The sequence below is a fragment of the Streptomyces sp. NPDC050534 genome (assembly GCF_044457745.1).
Classification (GTDB): domain Bacteria; phylum Actinomycetota; class Actinomycetes; order Streptomycetales; family Streptomycetaceae; genus Streptomyces.
This window is the reverse complement of the sequence record NZ_JBITHF010000006.1, coordinates 139,721-159,401: the sequence shown is the minus strand read 5'-3', so window position 1 is coordinate 159,401 and position 19,681 is coordinate 139,721. Positions and strand designations below refer to the sequence as shown.

The following is a 19,681-nucleotide window of genomic DNA, read 5'->3' as shown; positions in this document are numbered from 1 at the left end:
CCTCCTCCGCCCGTATCGTTCCCGCCGTCCCTCCCCGAGGTACTCACGTCATGACCCAGCCCCCGCCCCCGCCGCCCAACCAGCCGCCCCAGCAGGGCGGTTTCGGCCCGCCGCAGGACCCGCCGCCGTCCCTGGACAAGCCCCAGCAGCCGCCGCAGACGCCGCCCACGCCGCCGCAGCAGCCCGGCTTCGGCGCCCCGCAGCAGCCGGGATACGGCGCCCCGCAGACGCCCCCGCCGCCGCCCGGGCAGCAGCCCGGCTACGGCTACCCGCAGGCGCCGCAGGGCCAGCAGCCGCCGCAGCCTCCGCAGACGCCGCCGGGCTACGGCTACCCCGGCCAGCAGCCGAACCCGTACGGCCAGGCCCCCAACCCCTATGGCCAGCAGCCCGGTTACGGCTACCCGCAGCCGACCGTGCCGCTCCAGCCGCAGGCGGGGCAGCCCGGCGGCCGCAAGGGGATGAACGCGCAGCTGGTCATCATCGTCGCGGCGGTCGTCGCGATCGCGCTGATCGTCGGCGGCGGCATCTGGTACGCGAGCTCCGGCAAGAGCGACGGCAAGAAGGACGACACCGCCAGTTCCAGCGGCGGCACCGGCGGCAAGGACGCCAAGGGCGGCACCGGCGGCGCGTCCGGCAAGGGCGATGAGAAGGTGCCCTCCGACCCCGCCTCCCGGGTCCTGTTCCAGGTCCCGGAGCCCAAGGTGGACGACAGCACCGTCGTGTCCGGGTCGTGGCTCACCGACAAGGCGTACGTCAAGGCCGGCGTCGCCGAGATCAACGGCTACGACCCCGACAAGGGCAGCAAGCTGTGGACCATCAAGCTGCCCGGCCCGGTGTGCGAGGCCAGCACGCACACCACGGCGGACAACAAGACGGCCATCGTCTACCAGCCCAAGATGCCGCCGAAGAACAGCTCGGCCGGGTGCAGCCAGGTCTCCGCGATCGACCTGAACGCGGGCCGGAAGCTGTGGACCCACACCGTCAACTCCGGTGACCGGCCCATCAGTCTGGACAACGTCACGGTCAGCGCGAACACCGTCGCCGCGGGCAGCACCAGCGGCGGCGCCGCCTGGGACGTCACCTCCGGCAAGTCGCTGTGGTCGCCGAAGCCGACGGACACCTGCTACGACGCCGGGTACGGCGGCGGCGCGAAGCTGGTCGCGGTGCGCAAGTGCGGCACGTACGACCAGCGTGAGCTGCACATCCAGACCATCGACCCCAAGTCCGGGAAGGTCATCACGGAGTACAAGATGACGCCGGGCATCGAGTACGCCTCCGTCGTGTCGACCGACCCGCTGGTGGTCGCCGCGGACGTGGGCGACAGCGCGGGCGACGGCAGCGGCATCTCGGACTTCTTCTCCATCGACAACAAGACCGGCAAGCTGATCACCCGGATCTCCGCGCCGGGCGCCCAGTTCGCGGCCAAGTGCGACGGCATCACGAGGATCGAGTCGTGCACCGGCATCGCGGTGGGCAACGACCGGCTGTACATCCCGACCGAGGAGCACGACGGCACCGGGGACTACAGCAAGACCAACGAGGTCGTCGCCTTCGACCTGGCCACCGGCAAGCAGACCGGCCAGCGCGCGGACGCGGGCGACGGCTACACGATCACGCCACTGCGCATGGACGGCGGCAACGTGATCGCGTACAAGCGCCCGCCGTACGACAAGGGCGGCCAGATCGTCAGCATCGACGGCGGCTCGTTCAAGGAGACCAAGCTGCTGGAGAACCCGGCGACGGAGCAGGTGCGGGACGCGGAGACCCGTATGTCACCGGAGTACTCCGAACTCCTTTACAGCCAGGGCCACCTGTACATGTCCGGGGTCTACGCGGACAAGCCGTCGACCACGGGCGACAAGGAGTACCTGGCGATCGCCTTCGGCACCTCCGGCTGACGCCGCGCGCCACCCGGCCGAAACGGCCCCGTCCCTGCTCAGGGGCGGGGCCGTGCGCGTACCGCGCATCGTCCTCGAATGCCAGAATTTCCGTCGATCCGGGGCACTTCTCACCGGTAGGGGGAGCGCTTCGTCGAACAAGCGTGTAGCTTCCGGGGGCATGAAGAGCGGGGGAGCCGGGAGGGGGCTTCTCTCCGCGCGGTCCAGTGGGCATCCATCGGGGGGCATTCCATGGTGATCCACTGGGGGGACTGGGGGGTTGCTCGATGGGAGTTCGGCTGATGGTGGTCGACGACCACCGACTGCTGGCCGAGGCGCTGGCCTCGGCGCTGAAGCTGCGGGGGCACCGGGTGCTCGCCGCGGCGGCGCCCGCCGCGGGGGCGGCGGAGCTGGTGATCACGCGCGCACCGGAGGTGTGTCTGCTGGGGACCGCGACACCGGCGGAGCCGGGCATCTTCGACCCGGTGGTGAAGATCAAACGGGAGCGGCCGCAGGTGGCGGTGCTGGTGCTGGGCCCGGTGCCGAGCCCGCGCGGCATCGCGGCGGCCTTCGCCGCGGGCGCCTCGGGCTACGTGCGCCACGACGAGCGCATAGAGGGTGTCGAGCGCGCCATCATGAAGGCGCGGGCCGGTGAGGCGGCGGTGGCGCCGCAGCTGCTCCAGGGGGCGTTCAGCGAACTCCTCAACCCCGCGGCCCAGCCCGACGACGAGGGTCAGCGCCTGCTCCAGATGCTCACCCCGCGGGAGGTGGAGGTCCTGGTCCGGGTCGCCGACGGCGAGGACACCCGGCTGATCGCGGCCGGCATGGGCATCGCCCCCTCCACCGCCCGTACCCATGTGCAGCGCGTGCTGATGAAGCTGGGCGTCGGCTCCCGTCTGGAGGCGGCGGCCCTGGCGGCCCGGACGGGCCTGCTGGACAGAGCCGGCCCGGTGCCGCACTCGCCTCCGGCGGAGACGGAACCGGGGCCGCAGGCGTCGTAGCCTGCGGCCCCGGTGGGTTCACTTCCCCGGCGCGAACGGATCGTCCTCCGGTTCCGGCTCGGTGGCCGGGGTCGGGGGCGGCGTCGGCCGCAGTTTCAGCCAGGCGAGGAAGAAGATCCCGAGGAGCAGCATGGCGATGCCGGTCCACAGGTTGATGTTGACGCCCTGGGCCTTGTCGATCGCGGCCTGGTCGTCGGTGATGCCGGCGATGGTGACGATGACGCCGTACAGCACGAACAGGCCGCCGATGATGCGGCGCAGGTCGAAGATGCGGGCCGCGGTCGCGGACTTCCCCTGCAGCTCGGTGACCTCGCGCTGGACGTCCTTCTCGGAGTATCCCGAGGATCCGGGGTTTCCGGACTGATCGGTCATGGTGGTTCGAACTCCTCAGTCGGATGCCGTCAGATCGAGAACGGGATGTAGCAGGCGGCGGCGATGACGATCGCGCCCCAGCCCAGCAGGGCCGGCCTGCGGTACCAGGCGTCGTCGCCCTCGGCGGGCGGTTCGTCCATGCCGGGGGAGCGGGTGCCGTAGACCAGGCCCTGGAGCTCCTCGTCCGGCTTCGGCTTGGTGAACAGGGAGACCACGAACATCACGACCGCGCCGGCGACGAAGCCGACGATCGCGGAGACGAAGTTGGCGCCCTGGTCGGAAGGGATGTCGATGATGCCCTGCTTGTAGATCACGAAGTAGTTCACCATCGCGGCCACGGTGCCGGCGAGCAGGCCCCAGAAGCCGGACTTCACGGACGCGCGCTTCCAGAACATGCCGACGATGAAGACGACGAACATCGGCACGTTGAAGAAGGAGAACAGCGTCTGGAGGTAGCTCATGATGTTCGAGAACGACGACGCCAGGAAGGCCGTGCCGACCGAGGCGCAGACGCCGATCACCGTGATCAGGCGGCCGAAGCGGACGTAGTACGCGTCCTCGCGGCCCTTGACGATGTACCGGCCCCAGATGTCGTTGGTGAACACCGTGTTGAAGGACGACACGTTGGCCGCCATGCCCGCCATGAACGCGGCCAGCAGACCGGTGACCGCGATGCCGAGGACGCCGTTGGGCAGCAGTTCCTGCATCAGGTAGGGAATGGCGTCGTTGTACTGGTAACCGGACTTGGTGGTGCCGAAGCCCGGCAGGATCGCGGCGGCGACCAGGCCCGGGATCATCACCAGGAAGACGATGAAGATCTTCGGGTACGCGGCGATCAGCGGGGTGCGCTGACCGGCGGAGAGGTTCTTCGCGGACAGGGCGCGCTGGACCTCGGCGAAGTTGGTGGTCCAGTAGCCGAAGGACAGCACGAAGCCCAGGCCGAGGACGATCGTCAGCCAGTTGGCGCCGAGCGGGTTCGAGCTGCCGATGCCGGTGCCGCCCCACGCGGTGGTGAAGTTCGCCCCGTGCGTCGCGGTGAGCTTGTCGGTCAGACCGCCCCAGCCGCCGACCTTCTTCAGGCCCAGCACCACGATCGGGATCAGCGCCGCGAGGATCACGAAGAACTGCAGGACCTCGTTGTAGATGGCGGAGGAGAGGCCGCCGAGCGTGATGTACGCCAGCACGAAGGCGCCGGCGACCACGATCGCCACCCACTGCGGCCAGCCCAGCAGGGCCTCGACCACGATGGCGAGGGCGTACAGGTTCACACCGGCGATCAGAATGGCGGCGAAGGCGAACAGGATCGAACTCAGCAGGTGTGCCCACTTGTCGAAGCGCAGCAGCAGCATCTCGGGGACCGAGCGCACCTTGCTTCCGTAGTAGAAGGGCATCATGACCAGGCCGAGGAAGACCATGGCCGGGATGGCGCCGATCCAGTACCAGTGCACGGTGTAGGCGCCGTACTGCGCGCTGTTCGCCGCCATGCCCAGGATCTCGGTCGCGGCGAGGTTCGCCGAGATGAAGGCGAGTCCGGTGATCCAGGCGGGCAGGGACCGTCCGGAGAGGAAGAAGTCGAGGCTGGTCTTGACGGATCTGCGGGCCGCGAAGCCGATGCCCAGGACCACGGCGAAGTAGATGCCCAGGATCGTGTAGTCGAGCCCGTTGGTGGGGAGACGTAGCTCGGCGGCCAGCTGCACGGCTGGATTTGTGGGGGTTTGCATAAAGACTCGCTTCGTTGCGTGAACTGATCCAGAGCGGAACCTACGCCTCTGTGTTCAGTAATTGAACACTTCTGTTGATGCTCTTTGTTGGATTGTGATGTTGACGGGTGTGGGTGCCCGTGTTCCAATGTGTTCGGTTATGTTTGATGATTGGTGGCTCGGATAGGGAGTCCGCAGTGAAGAAGACCTCGACCCGCCTGGCCGACGGTCGCGAGTTGATCTACTACGACCTGCGCGACGACCAGGTGCGCGAGGCGGTGGACCACCGCCCGCTGGAGCGGACCGTCACGACCTCCGAGATCCGCCGCGACCCGCTGCTCGGCGACTCGATCGCCGTGGCCTCGCACCGGCAGGGCCGCATCTACCATCCGCCGGCCGACGAGTGCCCGCTGTGCCCGTCGCGGGACGGCAGGCTGAGCGAGATCCCGGACTCGTCGTACGACGTGGTGGTCTTCGAGAACCGCTTCCCCTCGCTGGCCGGCGACTCGGGCCGCTGCGAGGTGGTCTGCTTCACCTCCGACCACAACGCGTCCTTCGCCGACCTCGACGAGGAGCAGGCGGCACTGGTGCTGGAGGCGTGGACGGACCGCACGTCCGAGCTGTCGCATCTACCCTCCGTGGAGCAGGTGTTCTGTTTCGAGAACCGGGGCGCGGAGATCGGCGTGACGCTGGGTCATCCGCACGGCCAGATCTACGCCTACCCCTTCATCACCCCTCGCACCGCCCTGATGCTGCGTTCACTCGCGGCCCACAAGGAGGCGGCCGGCGGCGAGAACCTCTTCGACGCCGTCCTGGAGCGTGAACTCGCCGGCGAGCGGGTCGTCCTGGAGGGTGAACACTGGGCGGCCTTCGTGCCGTACGCCGCGCACTGGCCGTACGAGGTGCACCTGTACCCCAGGCGCCGGGTGCCCGACCTGCTGGCGCTCGACGAGGCGGCGCGCACAGAGTTCCCCAAGGTCTACCTGGAACTCTTGAGGCGCTTCGACCGGATCTTCGGTGAGAACGAGCCGCCGACGCCGTACATCTCGGCCTGGCACCAGGCCCCGTTCGGCGCGCTGGAGGACTTCGAGGGCGTCAACCGCGACGACTTCGCGCTCCACCTCGAGCTTTTCACCATCCGCCGAACCTCCGGCAAGCTGAAGTTCCTCGCGGGTTCCGAGTCCGGCATGAGTGTGTTCATCAACGACGTGCCGCCGGAGCGCGCGGCCGAGCGACTGCGAGAGGTAGCGAGTTGATGAGCGGTAAGTACCTGGTGACGGGCGGAGCGGGCTACGTCGGCAGTGTGGTCGCCCAGCATCTGCTGGAGGCGGGCCATGAGGTCGTCGTGCTCGACAACCTCTCCACCGGCTTCCGGGAGGGCGTCCCGGCCGGTGCCGCCTTCATCGAGGGCGACATCCGCGACGCCGCCAAATGGCTGGACGCCTCCTTCGGCGCCGTCCTGCACTTCGCCGCGTTCTCGCAGGTCGGCGAGTCGGTCGTGAAGCCCGAGAAGTACTGGGACAACAACGTCACCGGCACCATGGCGCTGCTCGGCGCGATGCGCGACGCGGGCGTGCGCACCCTCGTCTTCTCCTCCACGGCGGCCACCTACGGCGAGCCGAAGGAGGTCCCGATCACCGAGTCGGCGCCCACCTCGCCGACCAACCCCTACGGCGCCTCGAAGCTCGCCGTGGACCACATGATCACCGGCGAGGCGGCGGCGCACGGCCTGGGCGCGGTCTCGCTGCGCTACTTCAACGTGGCGGGCGCGTACGGCAGGCAGGGCGAGCGCCACGACCCCGAGTCGCACCTGATCCCGCTGGTGCTCCAGGTGGCCCAGGGCCGGCGCGAGGCGATCTCCGTCTTCGGCGACGACTACCCGACGCCGGACGGCACCTGCGTGCGTGACTACATCCACGTCGCCGACCTCGCCGAGGCCCATCTGCTCGCGCTGAAGGCCGCCACCCCGGGCGAGCACCTCATCTGCAACCTGGGCAACGGCAACGGCTTCTCGGTCCGCGAGGTCGTCGAGACCGTCCGCCGGGTCACCGGCCACCCGATCCCGGAGGTCGTGGCCCCGCGCCGGGGCGGCGACCCGGCGGTCCTGGTGGCGTCGGCCGCCACCGCCCGCGAGAGGCTGGGCTGGCACCCCTCCCGTGCGGATCTCGCCGAAATCGTCGCGGACGCCTGGGAGTTCGCGCAGAGCATCACAAGGGAGCACTAGTGGGGGCACAGCAGGTGCGGGACGCTTTCGAGGAGCTGTACGGGACCGCCCCCGAGGGTGTCTGGTCGGCGCCGGGCCGGGTCAACCTCATCGGTGAGCACACCGACTACAACGACGGCTTCGTGATGCCCTTCGCGCTGCCGCACACCGCGGTCGCGGCCGTCTCGCGGCGCGAGGACGGCGTGCTGCGCCTGCACTCGGCGGACGTCGAGGGCGGTGTCGTCCAGCTGCGCCTGGAGGACCTCGCGCCGCAGAGCGACCGGAACTGGACGGCGTACCCGGCGGGTGTCGTCTGGGCCCTGCGCGAGGCCGGCCACCCGGTCACCGGCGCCGACGTCCACCTCGCCTCGACGGTCCCCTCCGGTGCGGGCCTGTCGTCGTCGGCGGCCCTGGAGGTGGTGATCGCGCTGGCGCTGGGCGACCTGTTCGCCCTGGACCTGCCGCGCTGGCAGCTGGCCCGGCTGTGCCAGCGCGCCGAGAACGTCTACGTCGGCGCCCCCACCGGGATCATGGACCAGACGGCCTCCGCCTGCTGCGAGCAGGGCCACGCCCTGTTCCTCGACACCCGGGACCTGTCACAGCGGCAGATCCCGTTCGACCTGGCCGCGGAGGGCCTGCGGCTGCTGGTGGTGGACACCCGCGTCAAGCACGCCCACAGCGACGGCGAATACGGCAAGCGGCGCGCGGGCTGCGAGCGGGGTGCGGCGCGGCTGGGCGTCGACGCGCTGCGGGACATCCCCTACGACGGGCTCGACGCGGCGCTCGCGCAACTGGGCGACGACGAGGAGGCGGTCCGCCTGGTCCGGCACATCGTCACCGAGGACCAGCGGGTGGAGAAGACCGTCGCCCTGCTCCAGGCGGGCGAGACCCGGGCGATCGGGCCGGTCCTGGTCGCCGGTCACGCCTCGCTGCGCGACGACTTCCGCATCTCCTGCCCGGAGCTGGACCTGGTCGTCGACACCGCCCTGGCCTCCGGCGCGCTGGGCGCCCGGATGACCGGCGGCGGCTTCGGCGGCTCGGCCATCGTGCTGGCGGAGGTGTCCGACGTGGACACGATCACCAAGGCCGTCGAAGAGGCCTTCACCGCGGCCGGCTTCAAGGCGCCGCGGGTCTTCGAGGCGGTGCCGTCGGCGGGCGCGCGCAGGCTCAGCTGAGCCGCTTGGTCAAGGTGTACTCGGTGATCCCCGGCGGGTAGTCGGGGATCACGCACACCACGTCGTACCCCTGTTTCCGGTAGAAGTCCGGCGCCTGGAAGTCCCAGGTCTCCAGCCGGCACGAGGTGCAGCCCCGCTCCTTCAGCGCGCGCTGTTCCGCCTCCGCGAGCAGCCGCGCGCCGAGGCCCGCGCCCCGGTGACGCTCGTCCACCCACAGATAGGCCACGTGCAGCCACGTCGTCCAGGTGTGACCGACCAGCCCGGCCGCGAGGCCGCCGTCTTCGTCCAACACCCAGAGGTGGAGCGGAACTTCGCGTTCACCTGGGGTTCCGCGCAGAGCGCGCAGGACGGGCGAGGCCGCCGTGTTCGTGTCCCGCAGCCGCCTTCGGAGAAGATCGCACCGGGTCTTGTCGACTTCTGTCTCCAGACGAAACATGTGGCTCACGATAAACGCGGCGGTCAGCCAGTTCTGCAAATTACCTTCCGCTCCTGGCCCCCGGCCGTACCCTGATGAACAGCACCGGTGGGGGCCGGTGCCGATCAGGGGGCGAGACAGTCGGGTACGACGCCCGATGTGGGGGTAGCAGATTCCGCACGGCGGCGGCCGTGCGGTGTGCCGATCCGGTCCCAGGTGGTCGCAGACGGCCTGGGGTCACTTCGGGCGCCGTACCTGCGCCCGTGTGGTCACCCGCCGATGGGTATCCCCTGCTCTTCGAGAGCTTGGGGAAGGGGGTTTCGTGGTTCGCATCCGAGTCCTGGTAGTGGACGACCATCGCATCTTCGCCGAGTCGCTCGCCGCAGCACTTGCGGCCGAGCCCGACGTCGATGTGTCCGCGGCCGGAAGTGGTCCCGCCGCGCTGCGCTGCCTGGAGCGCGCGGCGGCCGAGGGACGCCGGTTCGACGTCCTGCTCGTCGACTCCGACCTGGGCGGAAACGTGCCGGGCATACGGCCGGCCGTGCCCGTGCAGGAGAACAACGAGGAGGGACTCGTCGACGGGATCTCGCTGGTGGCCGGTGTGCGCACCGCACAGCAGGGCGTCCGCATCGTCGTCCTGGCCGAGAAGGACGATCCGCGCCGGGCCGCCCTCGCCCTGCAGGCCGGGGCCTCCGGCTGGGTGGCCAAGGACTGCTCGCTGTCCCGGCTGCTCAATGTCATCCGGGGCGTCCTGCGCGACGAGACGCATCTGCCGCCCGCCCTGCTCACCGGTGTCCTGCGGGAGCTGACCGCCGCCCGCAAGCACCGTACCGAGAGCGAGCGGCTGGTGGAGTCGCTCACCCCGAGAGAGCGGGAGGTGCTGCGCTGCATGGTCGCGGGACTCGGCAGGAAGGCCGTCGCCGAGCGGCTGTTCCTCTCGCCCCACACCGTGCGCACACACATGCAGAACGTCCTCGGGAAGCTGGGGGTCCACTCGACCCTCGCCGCCGTCGCGCTCGCGCGCCGGGCCGGCGTCGGACCCGTGGACCTGGGGCCCACCGGGCGGATCATGCCGCAGGAGAGCAGCAGCGCCTGATCGGCGCCGCCGCCCCGCGCCCGGCAGGACGCGCCCAACAGGCGCTCAGCCGGGGATGTTGTCGAACGGAGCGGTCAGCTGGCGTAGCAGACCGGCCAGTTCACCGCGCTGTGCCCGCGAGAGCTCGGCGAGGATCGCCCGCTCCTGGTCGAGCAGGCCGGCCAGGGCCTGATCCGCCCTGTCCCGGCCCTCGTCCGTCAGCCGTACCAGGACCCCGCGCCGGTCGCTGGGGTCGGGCAGCCGCTCGACCAGGCCCTTCTTCGCCAGGCGGTCGATGCGGTTCGTCATCGTGCCCGAGGTGACCAGGGTCTGCGTCAGCAGCTGCCCCGGCGAGAGCTGGTACGGCGAGCCCGCGCGCCTGAGCGCCGTCAGCACGTCGAACTCCCAGGGCTCCAGGCTGTGCTCGGCGAAGGCCAGCCGGCGTGCCCGGTCCAGATGCCGGGCCAGTCTGCTCACCCGGCTGAGTACCTCGAGCGGTTCCACATCGAGGTCAGGGCGCTCCCGGCGCCACGCTGCGACCAGCCGATCGACCTCGTCCTCCATGGCGATCAGTGTAGTGGTTGTGTCGACGTGAAGTCTCTTGATATCAAGTCTCTTGACATCGAGGTAAATGCAGGACCAGGCTGGGTATCAGTCCAGTACGCCGAGGAGGCCATCCATGCCCGCCGCCCCCACCTGGGACCCCGCCCAGTACCTGCGTCACGCCGGCCACCGCGCCCGCCCCTTCGCCGACCTCCTCGCCCGCGTCCCGGACCTGCCCGGCACCCCGCCCCGCATCGCCGACCTCGGCTGCGGCCCCGGCAACGTCACCGCCCTGCTCGCCGAACGCTGGCCCACCGCGCACATCACCGGATACGACAACTCGCCCCAGATGCTGGACAAGGCCGACGCCGAGCACGCCGGACCGACCCCCGGCGGCGGACGCCTCGACTTCGCCCCCGCCGACGTACGCACCTGGACGCCCGCGCAGCCGTACGACCTCCTCGTCAGCAACGCCACCCTGCAGTGGGTCCCCGGGCACGCCGAGCGGTTCGGGGAGTGGGTCGCGGGTCTGGCGCCGGGCGGCACCTTCGCCTTCCAGGTGCCCGGAAACTTCGGAGCCCCCAGCCACCGGCTGATGCGCGAGCTCGCCGAATCCGCCCGCTGGAAGGACCGCCTCGGCGGCCTGCTGCGCCACGGTGACGCCGTCCTCGCGCCGGGGAGCTACCTGGAGCGCCTGACCGCCCTCGGCTGCACGGCGGACGTGTGGGAGACGACCTATGTGCATCTCCTGACCGGCGAGGACCCGGTGCTGGACTGGGTGAAGGGGACCGGGCTGCGTCCCGTACTCACCGCCCTCGCCGCCGAACCGGCCGCGCGGGAGGAGTTCCTCGACGAGTACCGGGCGGCGCTGCGCGAGGCCTATCCGGCCACCGCGCACGGCACCGCCTTCCCCTTCCGCCGTATCTTCGCCGTCGCCCGCAAGGAGGCGTAGCCGAGTGATCACTGCCGTCGACCATGTCCAGCTGGCCGCGCCGCCCGGCTCCGAGGACCGGCTGCGGGCGTACTACGCCGGTGTCCTCGGGATGACGGAGATCCCCAAGCCACGCGTGCTCGCGGCGCGGGGAGGGTGCTGGTTCCAGGCGGGAACCGTCCAGCTGCACCTCGGGATCGAGGAGACCTTCCGGCCCGCGAGGAAGGCCCACCCGGGGCTGCGCGTCACCGGCATCGAGCGCTACGGCGCCCGGCTCCGGGCCCACGGGGCGCAGGTGGAGTGGGACGAGAACCTGCCGGGGTACCGGCGGTTCCACTCCAGCGACCCCGTGGGCAACCGGCTGGAATTCCTGGAGCCGGTGACCTCTGTTTGAGCGGCGGTTGAGGGGCAACCCGTCGACATGACCGACCGACGGCGAACCTCACGGGGAGTGAGTGACGTGGCGAAGGAAGAGAAGAGCAGGGCCAAGAAGGAACAGATGAAGGGCAAGGCCAAGGAAGCGATGGGCCGGATGGCCGGCAACGAGCGGATGACCGCCGAGGGCAAGGCCGACCAGATGAAGGGCGACGCACGCCAGGCCAAGGAGAAGGGCAAGGACACCTTCAAGCACTGAGCCTGTCACCACCCTGGGCGCCGGAGTCAGTGCTTCCGGCGCCCTATCAGGTGCGGCTTCGCCTCCAGCCCGTCCAGGCCGTGCCACGCCAGGTTCACCAGATGCGCGGCGACCTCCGCCTTCTTCGGGCGGCGGACGTCCAGCCACCACTGGCCGGTCAGCGCGACCATGCCGACCAGCGCCTGCGCGTACAGCGGGGCGAGCTTGGGGTCGAAGCCGCGGCTCTTGAACTCCCGGCCCAGGATGTCCTCCACCTGCGTCGCGATGTCGGAGATCAGCGAGGCGAAGGAACCGGTCGACTGCGGGATGGGCGAGTCACGGACCAGGATGCGGAAACCGTCCGTGTACTCCTCGATGTAGTCCAGGAGCGCGAAGGCCGCCTGCTCGCACAGCTCACGGGGATGGCCGGCGGTCAGCGAGCCGGTCACCATGTCCAGCAGGCGCCGCATCTCACGGTCCACCACCACCGCGTACAGGCCCTCCTTGCCCCCGAAGTGCTCGTAGACCACCGGCTTGGAGACCCCGGCCTTCGCCGCGATCTCCTCCACCGACGTGCCCTCGAAGCCCTTGGCGGCGAACAGGGTGCGGCCGATCTCGAGCAACTGCTGGCGGCGCTCCGCCCCCGTCATCCGGGTGCGGCGGGCCCGCCGCGGCTTCTCATTGCTCGGGGTGCTGCTGGGATCGGTCGCCACGGCGTCAATCATGCCGCCTCGGCCGTCTCCTTCCGGTGCCCGCAGTCGTCTTCGCCGGTGTTACGGCGCGAATCGATACGCGAGCGTGACGGCCAGCGCACGTCGTACGCCCAGCCGAGCTGCTCGCACCAGCGGATGATGCGCGCCGAGGAGTCCAGCTGCCAGCGCTCCACACCGTGCCGCGCGGAGGTCGGGTCGGCGTGGTGCAGGTTGTGCCAGGACTCGCCGCAGGAGAGCACGGCCAGCCACCACACGTTGCCCGAGCGGTCCCGCGACTTGAACGGGCGCTTGCCGACCGCGTGGCAGATCGAGTTGATCGACCAGGTCACGTGGTGCAGCAGGGCCACCCGGACGAGCGAACCCCAGAAGAACGCCGTGACAGCACCCCACCAGGACCAGGTGACCAGACCGCCGATCACGGCGGGCAGGGCGAGCGAGAGGATCGTCCAGTAGACGAACTGCCGGGAGATTGCGCGGATCGCCGGATCCTTGATCAGGTCCGGGGCGTACTTCTCCTGCGGCGTCTGCTCCTCGTCGAACATCCAGGCGATGTGCGCCCACCACAGGCCCTTCATCAGGGCCGGAAGGGTCTCGCCGAAACGCCACGGAGAGTGCGGGTCGCCCTCCGCGTCCGAGAACTTGTGGTGCTTGCGGTGGTCCGCCACCCAGCGCACGATCGGGCCCTCCACGGCCAGCGAGCCCGCGATCGCCAGCGCGATCCTGAGCGGCCGCTTCGCCTTGAACGAGCCATGGGTGAAGTACCGGTGGAAACCGATCGTGATGCCGTGACAGCCGATGTAGTAGAAGAGGACCAGCAGGCCGAGATCCAGCCCGCTCACACCCCAGCCCCAGGCCAGCGGTACCGCGGCGACGAGTGCCAGGAAGGGGACGACGATGAAAAGCAGCAGTGCGATCTGCTCGATCGACCGCTTCTTCTCGCCGCCCAGAGTGGCGGAGGAATCGGTGGTGTCGGTCGCCTTCGGGGCGTCGTCGATCACATCGGAGCTCGTGGTCATGGGCGTCCCCTGTGGGGTCGAGGGTTGATGCAGGTGCCGGGTCGGCTGGGGGAACCGTGCCCAGGTTCCGTTACAGCCGTCCCTACGGTTCCGTAACCTACGGCGTCGTAAGTATGGCAGCGAGTCGCCCGGCGGCAAGAGCCCGAAATACTGCGCGTCCGCATGGACACCTATCCTTGGAGTCGGTCGGACAGCGCGGTCCGCTCTGATTTCTTCCCGGATGTCAGGGCCGTATGCGGCGATGGCCGCGCGGCCCCCGGCGCCGGGTTCCCCCCTGGACGAGCTTCAACACTGCAAGGAGCCGCACCTGTGAGCAGTGCCGACGACCAGACCACGACGACCAGCGAGCTGCGCGCCGACATCCGCCGGCTCGGAGACCTCCTCGGCGAGACCCTTGTCCGGCAAGAGGGCCCCGAGCTCCTGGAGCTGGTCGAGAAGGTCCGCCGCCTCACCCGCGAGGACGGAGAGGCCGCCGCCGAACTGCTGCGCGGCACCGAACTGCAGACCGCGGCCAAGCTGGTCCGCGCCTTCTCCACCTACTTCCACCTGGCCAACGTCACCGAGCAGGTGCACCGCGGCCGCGAGCTGCGCGAGCGCCGCGCCGCCGAGGGCGGGCTGCTCGCCCGCACCGCCGACCGGCTCAAGGACGCCGACCCGGAGCACCTGCGCCAGACCGTCCGGCACCTCAACGTCCGGCCCGTCTTCACGGCGCACCCCACCGAGGCGGCGCGCCGCTCGGTCCTCAACAAGCTCCGGCGCATCGCGGCGCTTCTGGAGACCCCCGTCATCGAGGCCGACCGCCGCCGGCACGACACCCGACTGGCCGAGAACATCGACCTCGTCTGGCAGACCGACGAACTGCGCGTCGTACGCCCGGAGCCCGCCGACGAGGCCCGCAACGCCATCTACTACCTCGACGAACTGCACGCCGGCGCCGTCGGCGACGTCCTCGAGGACCTGACCGCCGAGCTCGAGCGCGTCGGCGTCAGGCTCCCCGACGACACCCGCCCCCTCACCTTCGGCACCTGGATCGGCGGCGACCGCGACGGCAACCCGAACGTCACCCCCCAGGTGACCTGGGACGTCCTGATCCTCCAGCACGAGCACGGCATCAACGACGCCCTGGACCTGATCGACGAGCTCCGGCACTTCCTGTCGAACTCCATCCGCTACACCGGCGCCACCCAGGAACTCCTGGACTCCCTCCAGGACGACCTCGGGCGGCTGCCCGAGATCAGCCCCCGCTACAAGCGCCTGAACGCCGAGGAGCCCTATCGGCTCAAGGCCACCTGCATCCGGCAGAAGCTGGAGAACACCAAGCAGCGCCTGGCCAAGGGCATCCCGCACGCGGCCGGCCGCGACTACCTCGGCACGAGCGAGCTGCTCCAGGACCTCACCCTGATCCAGAGCTCCCTGCGCGAGCACCGGGGCGGGCTCTTCGCCGACGGCCGGATGAACCGCACCATCCGCACCCTGGCCGCCTTCGGCCTGCAGCTCGCCACCATGGACGTACGCGAGCACGCGGACGCCCACCACCACGCCCTCGGCCAGCTCTTCGACCGCCTCGGCGAGGAGTCCTGGCGCTACACCGACATGCCCCGCGAGTACCGGGCCAAGCTGCTCGCCAAGGAGCTGCGCTCCCGCAGGCCGCTCGCGCCGACCCCGGCGCCCGTGGACGCGGCCGGCGAGAAGACCCTCGGTGTCTTCCAGACCGTGAAGAGGGCCCTGGAGGTCTTCGGACCCGAGGTCGTGGAGTCGTACATCATCTCCATGTGCCAGGGCGCCGACGACGTGTTCGCCGCGGCCGTCCTCGCCCGCGAGGCGGGCCTGCTCGACCTGCACGCCGGCTGGGCGAAGATCGGCATCGTGCCGCTGCTGGAGACCACCGACGAGCTCAAGGCCGCCGACACGATCCTGGAGGACATGCTCTCCGACCCGTCCTACCGGCGCCTCGTCGCGCTCCGGGGCGACGTCCAGGAGGTCATGCTCGGCTACTCCGACTCCTCCAAGTTCGGCGGCATCACCACCTCGCAGTGGGAGATCCACCGGGCGCAGCGCCGGCTGCGTGACGTCGCGCACCGCTACGGCGTCCGGCTGCGCCTCTTCCACGGCCGCGGCGGCACCGTCGGCCGCGGCGGCGGCCCCTCCCACGACGCGATCCTCGCCCAGCCCTGGGGCACCCTCGAGGGCGAGATCAAGGTCACCGAGCAGGGCGAGGTCATCTCCGACAAGTACCTCGTGCCGTCCCTGGCCAGGGAGAACCTGGAGCTGACCGTCGCGGCGACCCTGCAGGCATCCGCCCTGCACACCGCCCCGCGCCAGTCCGTCGAGTCGCTCGCCCGCTGGGACGCCGCCATGGACGTCGTCTCCGACGCCGCCCACGACGCCTACCGCAAGCTCGTCGAAGACCCCGACCTGCCGACGTACTTCCTCGCCTCCACGCCGGTCGACCAGCTCGCCGACCTGCACCTGGGCTCGCGGCCCTCCCGCCGCCCCGGCTCGGGCGTCTCGCTCGACGGACTGCGCGCCATCCCGTGGGTCTTCGGCTGGACCCAGTCCCGGCAGATCGTGCCCGGCTGGTTCGGCGTCGGCTCCGGCCTCAAGGCACTGCGTGAGGCCGGTCTGGACACGGTGCTCGACGAGATGCACGAACAGTGGCACTTCTTCCGCAACTTCATCTCCAACGTCGAGATGACGCTGGCCAAGACCGACCTGCGGATCGCCGCGCACTACGTCGACACCCTCGTGCCGGACGAGCTCAAGCACGTCTTCGACACCATCAAGGCCGAGCACGAGCTGACCGTGCGCGAGGTGCTGCGGGTGACCGGGGAGGACGAACTGCTCGACGCGCAGCCGGTGCTGAAGCAGACCTTCGGCATCCGCGACGCCTACCTGGACCCGATCTCCTACCTCCAGGTGACGCTCCTCAAGCGCCAGCGCGACGCCGCGGCCGCCGGCGAGGAGCCCGACCCGCTGCTCGCCCGCGCCCTGCTCCTGACGGTCAACGGTGTGGCGGCCGGCCTGCGCAACACCGGCTGAGACCCCACCACATGGGGGTGCCCCCGAGCTCCGTACGAGCTCGGGGGCACCCTTTTTCCCGTCAGCTTCAGGCCCGGCGCCGCCGCGCCACCAGGTAGCCGCCGCCCGCCACCAACGTGGCCGCAAGGCCCGAGAGCAGGGCCACCGGCGCGCTGTTGCCGGTCTCGGCGAGATCGCCCGAACCGCTGCCGCCCTGAGCCGACGGCGACGAGGAGGCGGCCGGCGCCTCACCGGCCGACTCGCTCGGGGAGGCCGCGGGCGAAGAGGTCTCCGCGGCCGGCGAGGACGACTCGGAGCCGGGCGCCGACGACTCGGGCGCCGACGGCGTGGCCGTCGTACCGCCGCCACCGCCCTGCGAGTCACCGCAGTCCGTCCAGAACACCTTGTGCTTGGCGGAGCCCTTCTCGCCGTCGAAGTTCCAGAACAGCTTGTAGTGGCCGTCGGGCAGCGACAGGTCCTCCGTGCGGCCGTTGCCCTCGGTGTCGAGGGTGATGGCGCCGGTCTTCACCGTCTCGCCCTTGCTGTGCGCGGTCGGGGCCCAGGCATCGATGTGCCAGTCGACCTGCTGGACACCGTCGAAGCCGAAGGCGTCCAGATAGAACGTGCAGACGTGCGGCTCGTTGCGCCGCAACTCGTCGCCGGTCTTCGCGTCGTGGATCTTCACCGTCCCGTTGTCACCGGGGGCGGTGGCGTGAGCGGCGACCGGGGCGGAGAACAACGTGGCCGCGGCGACGGCGGACAGAGCACCGGCGCGGATGAGGGTACGCATGGGGCAGTTCCATCTTCGAGTGGTGGACGGGAAGATGTGGAGGGGGCGGCTCAGCATCCAGCCACCACTGACCCAGGGTCAATCACGAACAGACAACGCTCTGTTCACGCACAGGCACCGGACGGGACGAAAGCCGTCAGACAGTCCCAAACACCGCCGTCAGACAGCCGCAAACGCCGCCGTCAGCAGCGCCGTCCCCGCCAGCGCCAGCACCCACGCCACCCGCGTCCGCCGCAACCCGCCCGCCACGACCACCGACGCGAGCAGCAGCGCCCCGCCCATCGGCACCCACGCGTACAGAATCCCGGCCGGACCCGACCGGACCACCTCGTCGCCGCCCGGCTTCACCACCACCGCGTACGTCTGCCCCTTGCGCACCGCGACCGTCTTCTCGATGACGACCCGGCCCGGGCCGGGCGAGCCCGCCGAGGCCGGCGTGAACGGGCCGGTGCAGGTGTCGTCCCCGCACCGCGTCACCTCGATCGTGCCGTGCTCGCGCCCCTTGGTGAGCATCACGTACGGAGCGGTCCGCCACGAGGCCCAGACCCCCGCGATCAGGATCAGCACCGCGACCGTACCCATCGCCGCGATCCGCCCGAACTGCAACGCGGCGACCGACGCCTGGCGGGAGACCTGACGGGAGGAGCTGGCTGTGGCGGGCATGGCCGGGATCATTGGCCATGCCCCTGCGAACGGTCAACTCCGTTGGGCGACAAGTCAGGTGTTGTACGTGCTTTGCGCCCGCTCCAGCCCCTCGATGACCAGACACTCCACGGCGTCCGCCGCCCGGTCCACGAAGTAGTCCAGCTCCTTGCGCTCCGCCGCGGAGAAGTCCTTCAGCACGAAGTCCGCCACCTGCATCCGCCCCGGCGGCCGCCCGATGCCGAACCGCACCCGGTGATAGTCCGCGCTCATCGCCTTCGTCATCGACTTCAGGCCGTTGTGCCCGTTGTCCCCGCCGCCGAGCTTCAGCCGCAGGGTCCCGTAGTCGATGTCCAGCTCGTCGTGCACCGCCACGATGTTCGCCACCGGGACCTTGTAGAACTCCCGCAGCGCGTTCACCGGCCCGCCCGACAGGTTCATGTACGACATCGGCTTCGCGAGGATCACCCGCCGGTTCGCCGGCCCGGGCGGCCCGATCCGCCCCTCGACGACCTGCGCCTGCGCCTTGCCCGCCCGCTTGAACCTCCCCCCGATCCGCTCGGCCAGCAGATCGGCCACCATGAACCCGACGTTGTGCCGGTTCGCGGCGTACTCGGGCCCGGGATTGCCCAGACCGACGACCAGCCAGGGGCCGCCCACGGGGGTGCTCACGTCCATGTCTCCTTGCTGTGCCTTTCCGGGGGCAGACCCCCGGACCCCCAAGCAGCCAGCCGCTGTTCCCGGCCGTGAACGACCGGGAACAGCGGCTGACCAACGATGAAGCAGGTGAGGATCAGGCCTCGGCGACGGCCTCGCCGGCCTCTTCGCCTTCCTCGCCCTCCGCGACCTCCTCGGCCTGCGCGGCCAGGACCTGCAGGACGACGGCGTCCTCGTCGACGGCCAGCTTGGTGCCGGACGGCAGGGGGATGTCCTTGGCGAGGATGGAGGCACCGGCCTCCAGGCCCTCGATGGACACCGTGACGGACTCGGGGATGTGCGTGGCCTCGGCCTCGACCGGCAGCGCGTTCAGGACGTGCTCCAGCAGGTTGCCGCCCGGCGCCAGCTCGCCCTCGGTCTGGACGTAGATCTCGACCGTGACGGTCTCGCCGCGCTTGACCAGCTGCAGGTCGACGTGCTCCAGGAAGCCCTTGATCGGGTCACGCTGCACGGACTTCGGGATCGCCAGCTCGTTGGACTTGCCGTCGATGTCCAGCGAGATCAGGACGTTCGGCGTACGCAGCGCCAGCAGCAGGTCGTGGCCCGGGAGGGTCAGGTGCAGCGGGTCCGAGCCGTGGCCGTAAAGGACACCGGGAACCTTGCTGTCACGACGGATACGACGGGCGGCACCCTTGCCGAACTCGGTGCGCGTCTCGGCGGTGAGCTTCACCTCGGACATGATCACTCCTCGTAGAAAATCAGGAACGGACGTGGTCACCCGGCCACGAACGGCCTGCTACGAAGAGCGCGTCGATAACGGACAGCCGTACCTCGCAAAAACGAGTACGGCCTCCCTCGCCGAGCAACTGGAGCAGTCTACTCGGAGAGGGAGGCCGAACCCAAAAGGATCTTTGCCGTGCAGAACCCTTACTGCACCGCG

At 70.2% G+C, this 19,681-nt stretch carries 20 protein-coding genes; 10 read left to right on the top strand and 10 right to left on the bottom strand.

The window, feature by feature from the left end; genetic code table 11:
• Window positions 1-50 precede the first annotated feature (50 nt).
• Together ACIBN2_RS20790 and ACIBN2_RS20785 are read left to right on the top strand one after the other, a co-directional pair.
• Complete coding sequence (locus ACIBN2_RS20790; protein ID WP_399136004.1) at window positions 51-1,898, top strand: PQQ-binding-like beta-propeller repeat protein; 1,848 nt, start codon at window positions 51-53, stop codon at window positions 1,896-1,898.
• Between the two features lie 266 nt (window positions 1,899-2,164).
• On the top strand, window positions 2,165-2,878 hold the full coding sequence (locus tag ACIBN2_RS20785) for a LuxR C-terminal-related transcriptional regulator (protein WP_399136002.1): 714 nt from the start codon (window positions 2,165-2,167) through the stop codon (window positions 2,876-2,878).
• An 18-nt stretch (window positions 2,879-2,896) separates the two neighbouring features.
• On the opposite strand, the gene ACIBN2_RS20780 is transcribed toward ACIBN2_RS20785, so the two are convergent.
• The gene (locus ACIBN2_RS20780; RefSeq protein ID WP_399136000.1) at window positions 2,897-3,250 is read right to left on the bottom strand and encodes a hypothetical protein; all 354 of its coding nucleotides are present in this window, start codon (window positions 3,248-3,250) and stop codon (window positions 2,897-2,899) included.
• 29 nt (window positions 3,251-3,279) lie between these two features.
• Complete coding sequence (locus ACIBN2_RS20775) at window positions 3,280-4,971, bottom strand: sodium:solute symporter family protein (protein WP_399135998.1); 1,692 nt, start codon at window positions 4,969-4,971, stop codon at window positions 3,280-3,282.
• A 176-nt stretch (window positions 4,972-5,147) separates the two neighbouring features.
• Between ACIBN2_RS20775 and galT the strand changes: the two genes are divergently transcribed.
• From galT to galK, 3 genes are read left to right on the top strand one after another with little or no spacing between them, the layout of a single operon-like run.
• Entirely contained in the window at window positions 5,148-6,206 is a 1,059-nt protein-coding gene (gene galT / locus ACIBN2_RS20770) for a galactose-1-phosphate uridylyltransferase (protein ID WP_399135996.1), read from the top strand.
• Window positions 6,206-7,174, top strand: coding sequence for a UDP-glucose 4-epimerase GalE (galE, locus tag ACIBN2_RS20765; protein ID WP_399135994.1), 969 nt, complete (start codon window positions 6,206-6,208; stop codon window positions 7,172-7,174). Before galT ends, galE begins: the two co-directional genes overlap by 1 nt.
• Window positions 7,174-8,328 (top strand): galactokinase, encoded by a 1,155-nt coding sequence (galK, locus tag ACIBN2_RS20760; protein ID WP_399135992.1) that lies wholly within the window; start codon window positions 7,174-7,176, stop codon window positions 8,326-8,328. The genes galE and galK overlap by 1 nt, the downstream gene beginning before the upstream one ends.
• On the opposite strand, the gene ACIBN2_RS20755 is transcribed toward galK, so the two are convergent.
• Window positions 8,321-8,776 carry a GNAT family N-acetyltransferase gene (locus tag ACIBN2_RS20755; protein WP_399136684.1) on the bottom strand — a complete coding sequence of 152 codons (456 nt, stop codon included), beginning with the start codon at window positions 8,774-8,776 and terminating at the stop codon, window positions 8,321-8,323. The two genes, galK and ACIBN2_RS20755, sit on opposite strands and share 8 nt — an antisense overlap.
• Before the next feature lie 289 nt (window positions 8,777-9,065).
• Here ACIBN2_RS20755 and ACIBN2_RS20750 point away from each other — a divergent pair, with 289 nt between their 5' ends.
• On the top strand, window positions 9,066-9,839 hold the full coding sequence (locus tag ACIBN2_RS20750) for a LuxR C-terminal-related transcriptional regulator (RefSeq protein WP_399135990.1): 774 nt from the start codon (window positions 9,066-9,068) through the stop codon (window positions 9,837-9,839).
• A 45-nt stretch (window positions 9,840-9,884) separates the two neighbouring features.
• On the opposite strand, the gene tamR is transcribed toward ACIBN2_RS20750, so the two are convergent.
• Window positions 9,885-10,382: a MarR family transcriptional regulator TamR gene (tamR, locus tag ACIBN2_RS20745; protein ID WP_363164043.1), complete on the bottom strand. Its 498-nt coding sequence runs from the start codon at window positions 10,380-10,382 to the stop codon at window positions 9,885-9,887.
• Window positions 10,383-10,497: 115 nt separating this feature from the next.
• On the opposite strand from tamR, the gene ACIBN2_RS20740 reads away from it, so the two are divergent.
• The 3 genes from ACIBN2_RS20740 (at window position 10,498) to ACIBN2_RS20730 (ending at window position 11,926) form a co-directional block, all read left to right on the top strand.
• Complete coding sequence (locus tag ACIBN2_RS20740; RefSeq protein ID WP_399135988.1) at window positions 10,498-11,313, top strand: trans-aconitate 2-methyltransferase; 816 nt, start codon at window positions 10,498-10,500, stop codon at window positions 11,311-11,313.
• A 4-nt stretch (window positions 11,314-11,317) separates the two neighbouring features.
• Entirely contained in the window at window positions 11,318-11,686 is a 369-nt protein-coding gene (locus ACIBN2_RS20735; protein WP_399135986.1) for a glyoxalase, read from the top strand.
• A 66-nt stretch (window positions 11,687-11,752) separates the two neighbouring features.
• Window positions 11,753-11,926: a CsbD family protein gene (locus ACIBN2_RS20730; protein WP_393868544.1), complete on the top strand. Its 174-nt coding sequence runs from the start codon at window positions 11,753-11,755 to the stop codon at window positions 11,924-11,926.
• Window positions 11,927-11,952: 26 nt separating this feature from the next.
• On the opposite strand, the gene ACIBN2_RS20725 is transcribed toward ACIBN2_RS20730, so the two are convergent.
• Together ACIBN2_RS20725 and ACIBN2_RS20720 are read right to left on the bottom strand one after the other, a co-directional pair.
• On the bottom strand, window positions 11,953-12,630 hold the full coding sequence (locus tag ACIBN2_RS20725; RefSeq protein ID WP_384263817.1) for a TetR family transcriptional regulator: 678 nt from the start codon (window positions 12,628-12,630) through the stop codon (window positions 11,953-11,955).
• Complete coding sequence (locus ACIBN2_RS20720) at window positions 12,627-13,634, bottom strand: acyl-CoA desaturase (RefSeq protein ID WP_399135983.1); 1,008 nt, start codon at window positions 13,632-13,634, stop codon at window positions 12,627-12,629. Before ACIBN2_RS20720 ends, ACIBN2_RS20725 begins: the two co-directional genes overlap by 4 nt.
• Before the next feature lie 309 nt (window positions 13,635-13,943).
• Here ACIBN2_RS20720 and ppc point away from each other — a divergent pair, with 309 nt between their 5' ends.
• Window positions 13,944-16,673 (top strand): phosphoenolpyruvate carboxylase, encoded by a 2,730-nt coding sequence (gene ppc / locus ACIBN2_RS20715; protein ID WP_399135981.1) that lies wholly within the window; start codon window positions 13,944-13,946, stop codon window positions 16,671-16,673.
• A 67-nt stretch (window positions 16,674-16,740) separates the two neighbouring features.
• Here ppc and ACIBN2_RS20710 read toward each other — a convergent pair whose 3' ends face one another.
• From ACIBN2_RS20710 to ACIBN2_RS20695, 4 genes are all read right to left on the bottom strand, one after another.
• Entirely contained in the window at window positions 16,741-17,442 is a 702-nt protein-coding gene (locus ACIBN2_RS20710; protein WP_399135979.1) for an LPXTG cell wall anchor domain-containing protein, read from the bottom strand.
• Window positions 17,443-17,601: 159 nt separating this feature from the next.
• On the bottom strand, window positions 17,602-18,117 hold the full coding sequence (locus tag ACIBN2_RS20705) for a hypothetical protein (protein WP_399135977.1): 516 nt from the start codon (window positions 18,115-18,117) through the stop codon (window positions 17,602-17,604).
• Window positions 18,118-18,159: 42 nt separating this feature from the next.
• The gene (pth, locus tag ACIBN2_RS20700; RefSeq protein ID WP_399135975.1) at window positions 18,160-18,762 is read right to left on the bottom strand and encodes an aminoacyl-tRNA hydrolase; all 603 of its coding nucleotides are present in this window, start codon (window positions 18,760-18,762) and stop codon (window positions 18,160-18,162) included.
• Window positions 18,763-18,877: 115 nt separating this feature from the next.
• Entirely contained in the window at window positions 18,878-19,480 is a 603-nt protein-coding gene (locus ACIBN2_RS20695; protein WP_399135973.1) for a 50S ribosomal protein L25/general stress protein Ctc, read from the bottom strand.
• Between the last annotated feature and the right edge of the window lie 201 nt (window positions 19,481-19,681).

Bases quoted from the DNA above. Each gene is read 5' to 3' on its own strand.
- galE (WP_399135994.1), top strand. From the start codon at position 6,206: ATGAGCGGTAAGTACCTGGTGACGGGCGGAGCGGGCTACGTCGGCAGT.
- ACIBN2_RS20740 (WP_399135988.1), top strand. From the start codon at position 10,498: ATGCCCGCCGCCCCCACCTGGGACCCCGCCCAGTACCTGCGTCACGCC.
- ACIBN2_RS20785 (WP_399136002.1), top strand. From the start codon at position 2,165: ATGGGAGTTCGGCTGATGGTGGTCGACGACCACCGACTGCTGGCCGAG.
- ACIBN2_RS20695 (WP_399135973.1), bottom strand. From the start codon at position 19,480: ATGTCCGAGGTGAAGCTCACCGCCGAGACGCGCACCGAGTTCGGCAAG.
- ACIBN2_RS20705 (WP_399135977.1), bottom strand. From the start codon at position 18,117: ATGATCCCGGCCATGCCCGCCACAGCCAGCTCCTCCCGTCAGGTCTCC.
- pth (WP_399135975.1), bottom strand. From the start codon at position 18,762: ATGGACGTGAGCACCCCCGTGGGCGGCCCCTGGCTGGTCGTCGGTCTG.
- ACIBN2_RS20720 (WP_399135983.1), bottom strand. From the start codon at position 13,634: ATGACCACGAGCTCCGATGTGATCGACGACGCCCCGAAGGCGACCGAC.
- ACIBN2_RS20790 (WP_399136004.1), top strand. From the start codon at position 51: ATGACCCAGCCCCCGCCCCCGCCGCCCAACCAGCCGCCCCAGCAGGGC.
- ACIBN2_RS20710 (WP_399135979.1), bottom strand. From the start codon at position 17,442: ATGCGTACCCTCATCCGCGCCGGTGCTCTGTCCGCCGTCGCCGCGGCC.
- ACIBN2_RS20725 (WP_384263817.1), bottom strand. From the start codon at position 12,630: ATGATTGACGCCGTGGCGACCGATCCCAGCAGCACCCCGAGCAATGAG.
- ACIBN2_RS20780 (WP_399136000.1), bottom strand. From the start codon at position 3,250: ATGACCGATCAGTCCGGAAACCCCGGATCCTCGGGATACTCCGAGAAG.
- tamR (WP_363164043.1), bottom strand. From the start codon at position 10,382: ATGGAGGACGAGGTCGATCGGCTGGTCGCAGCGTGGCGCCGGGAGCGC.
- ACIBN2_RS20775 (WP_399135998.1), bottom strand. From the start codon at position 4,971: ATGCAAACCCCCACAAATCCAGCCGTGCAGCTGGCCGCCGAGCTACGT.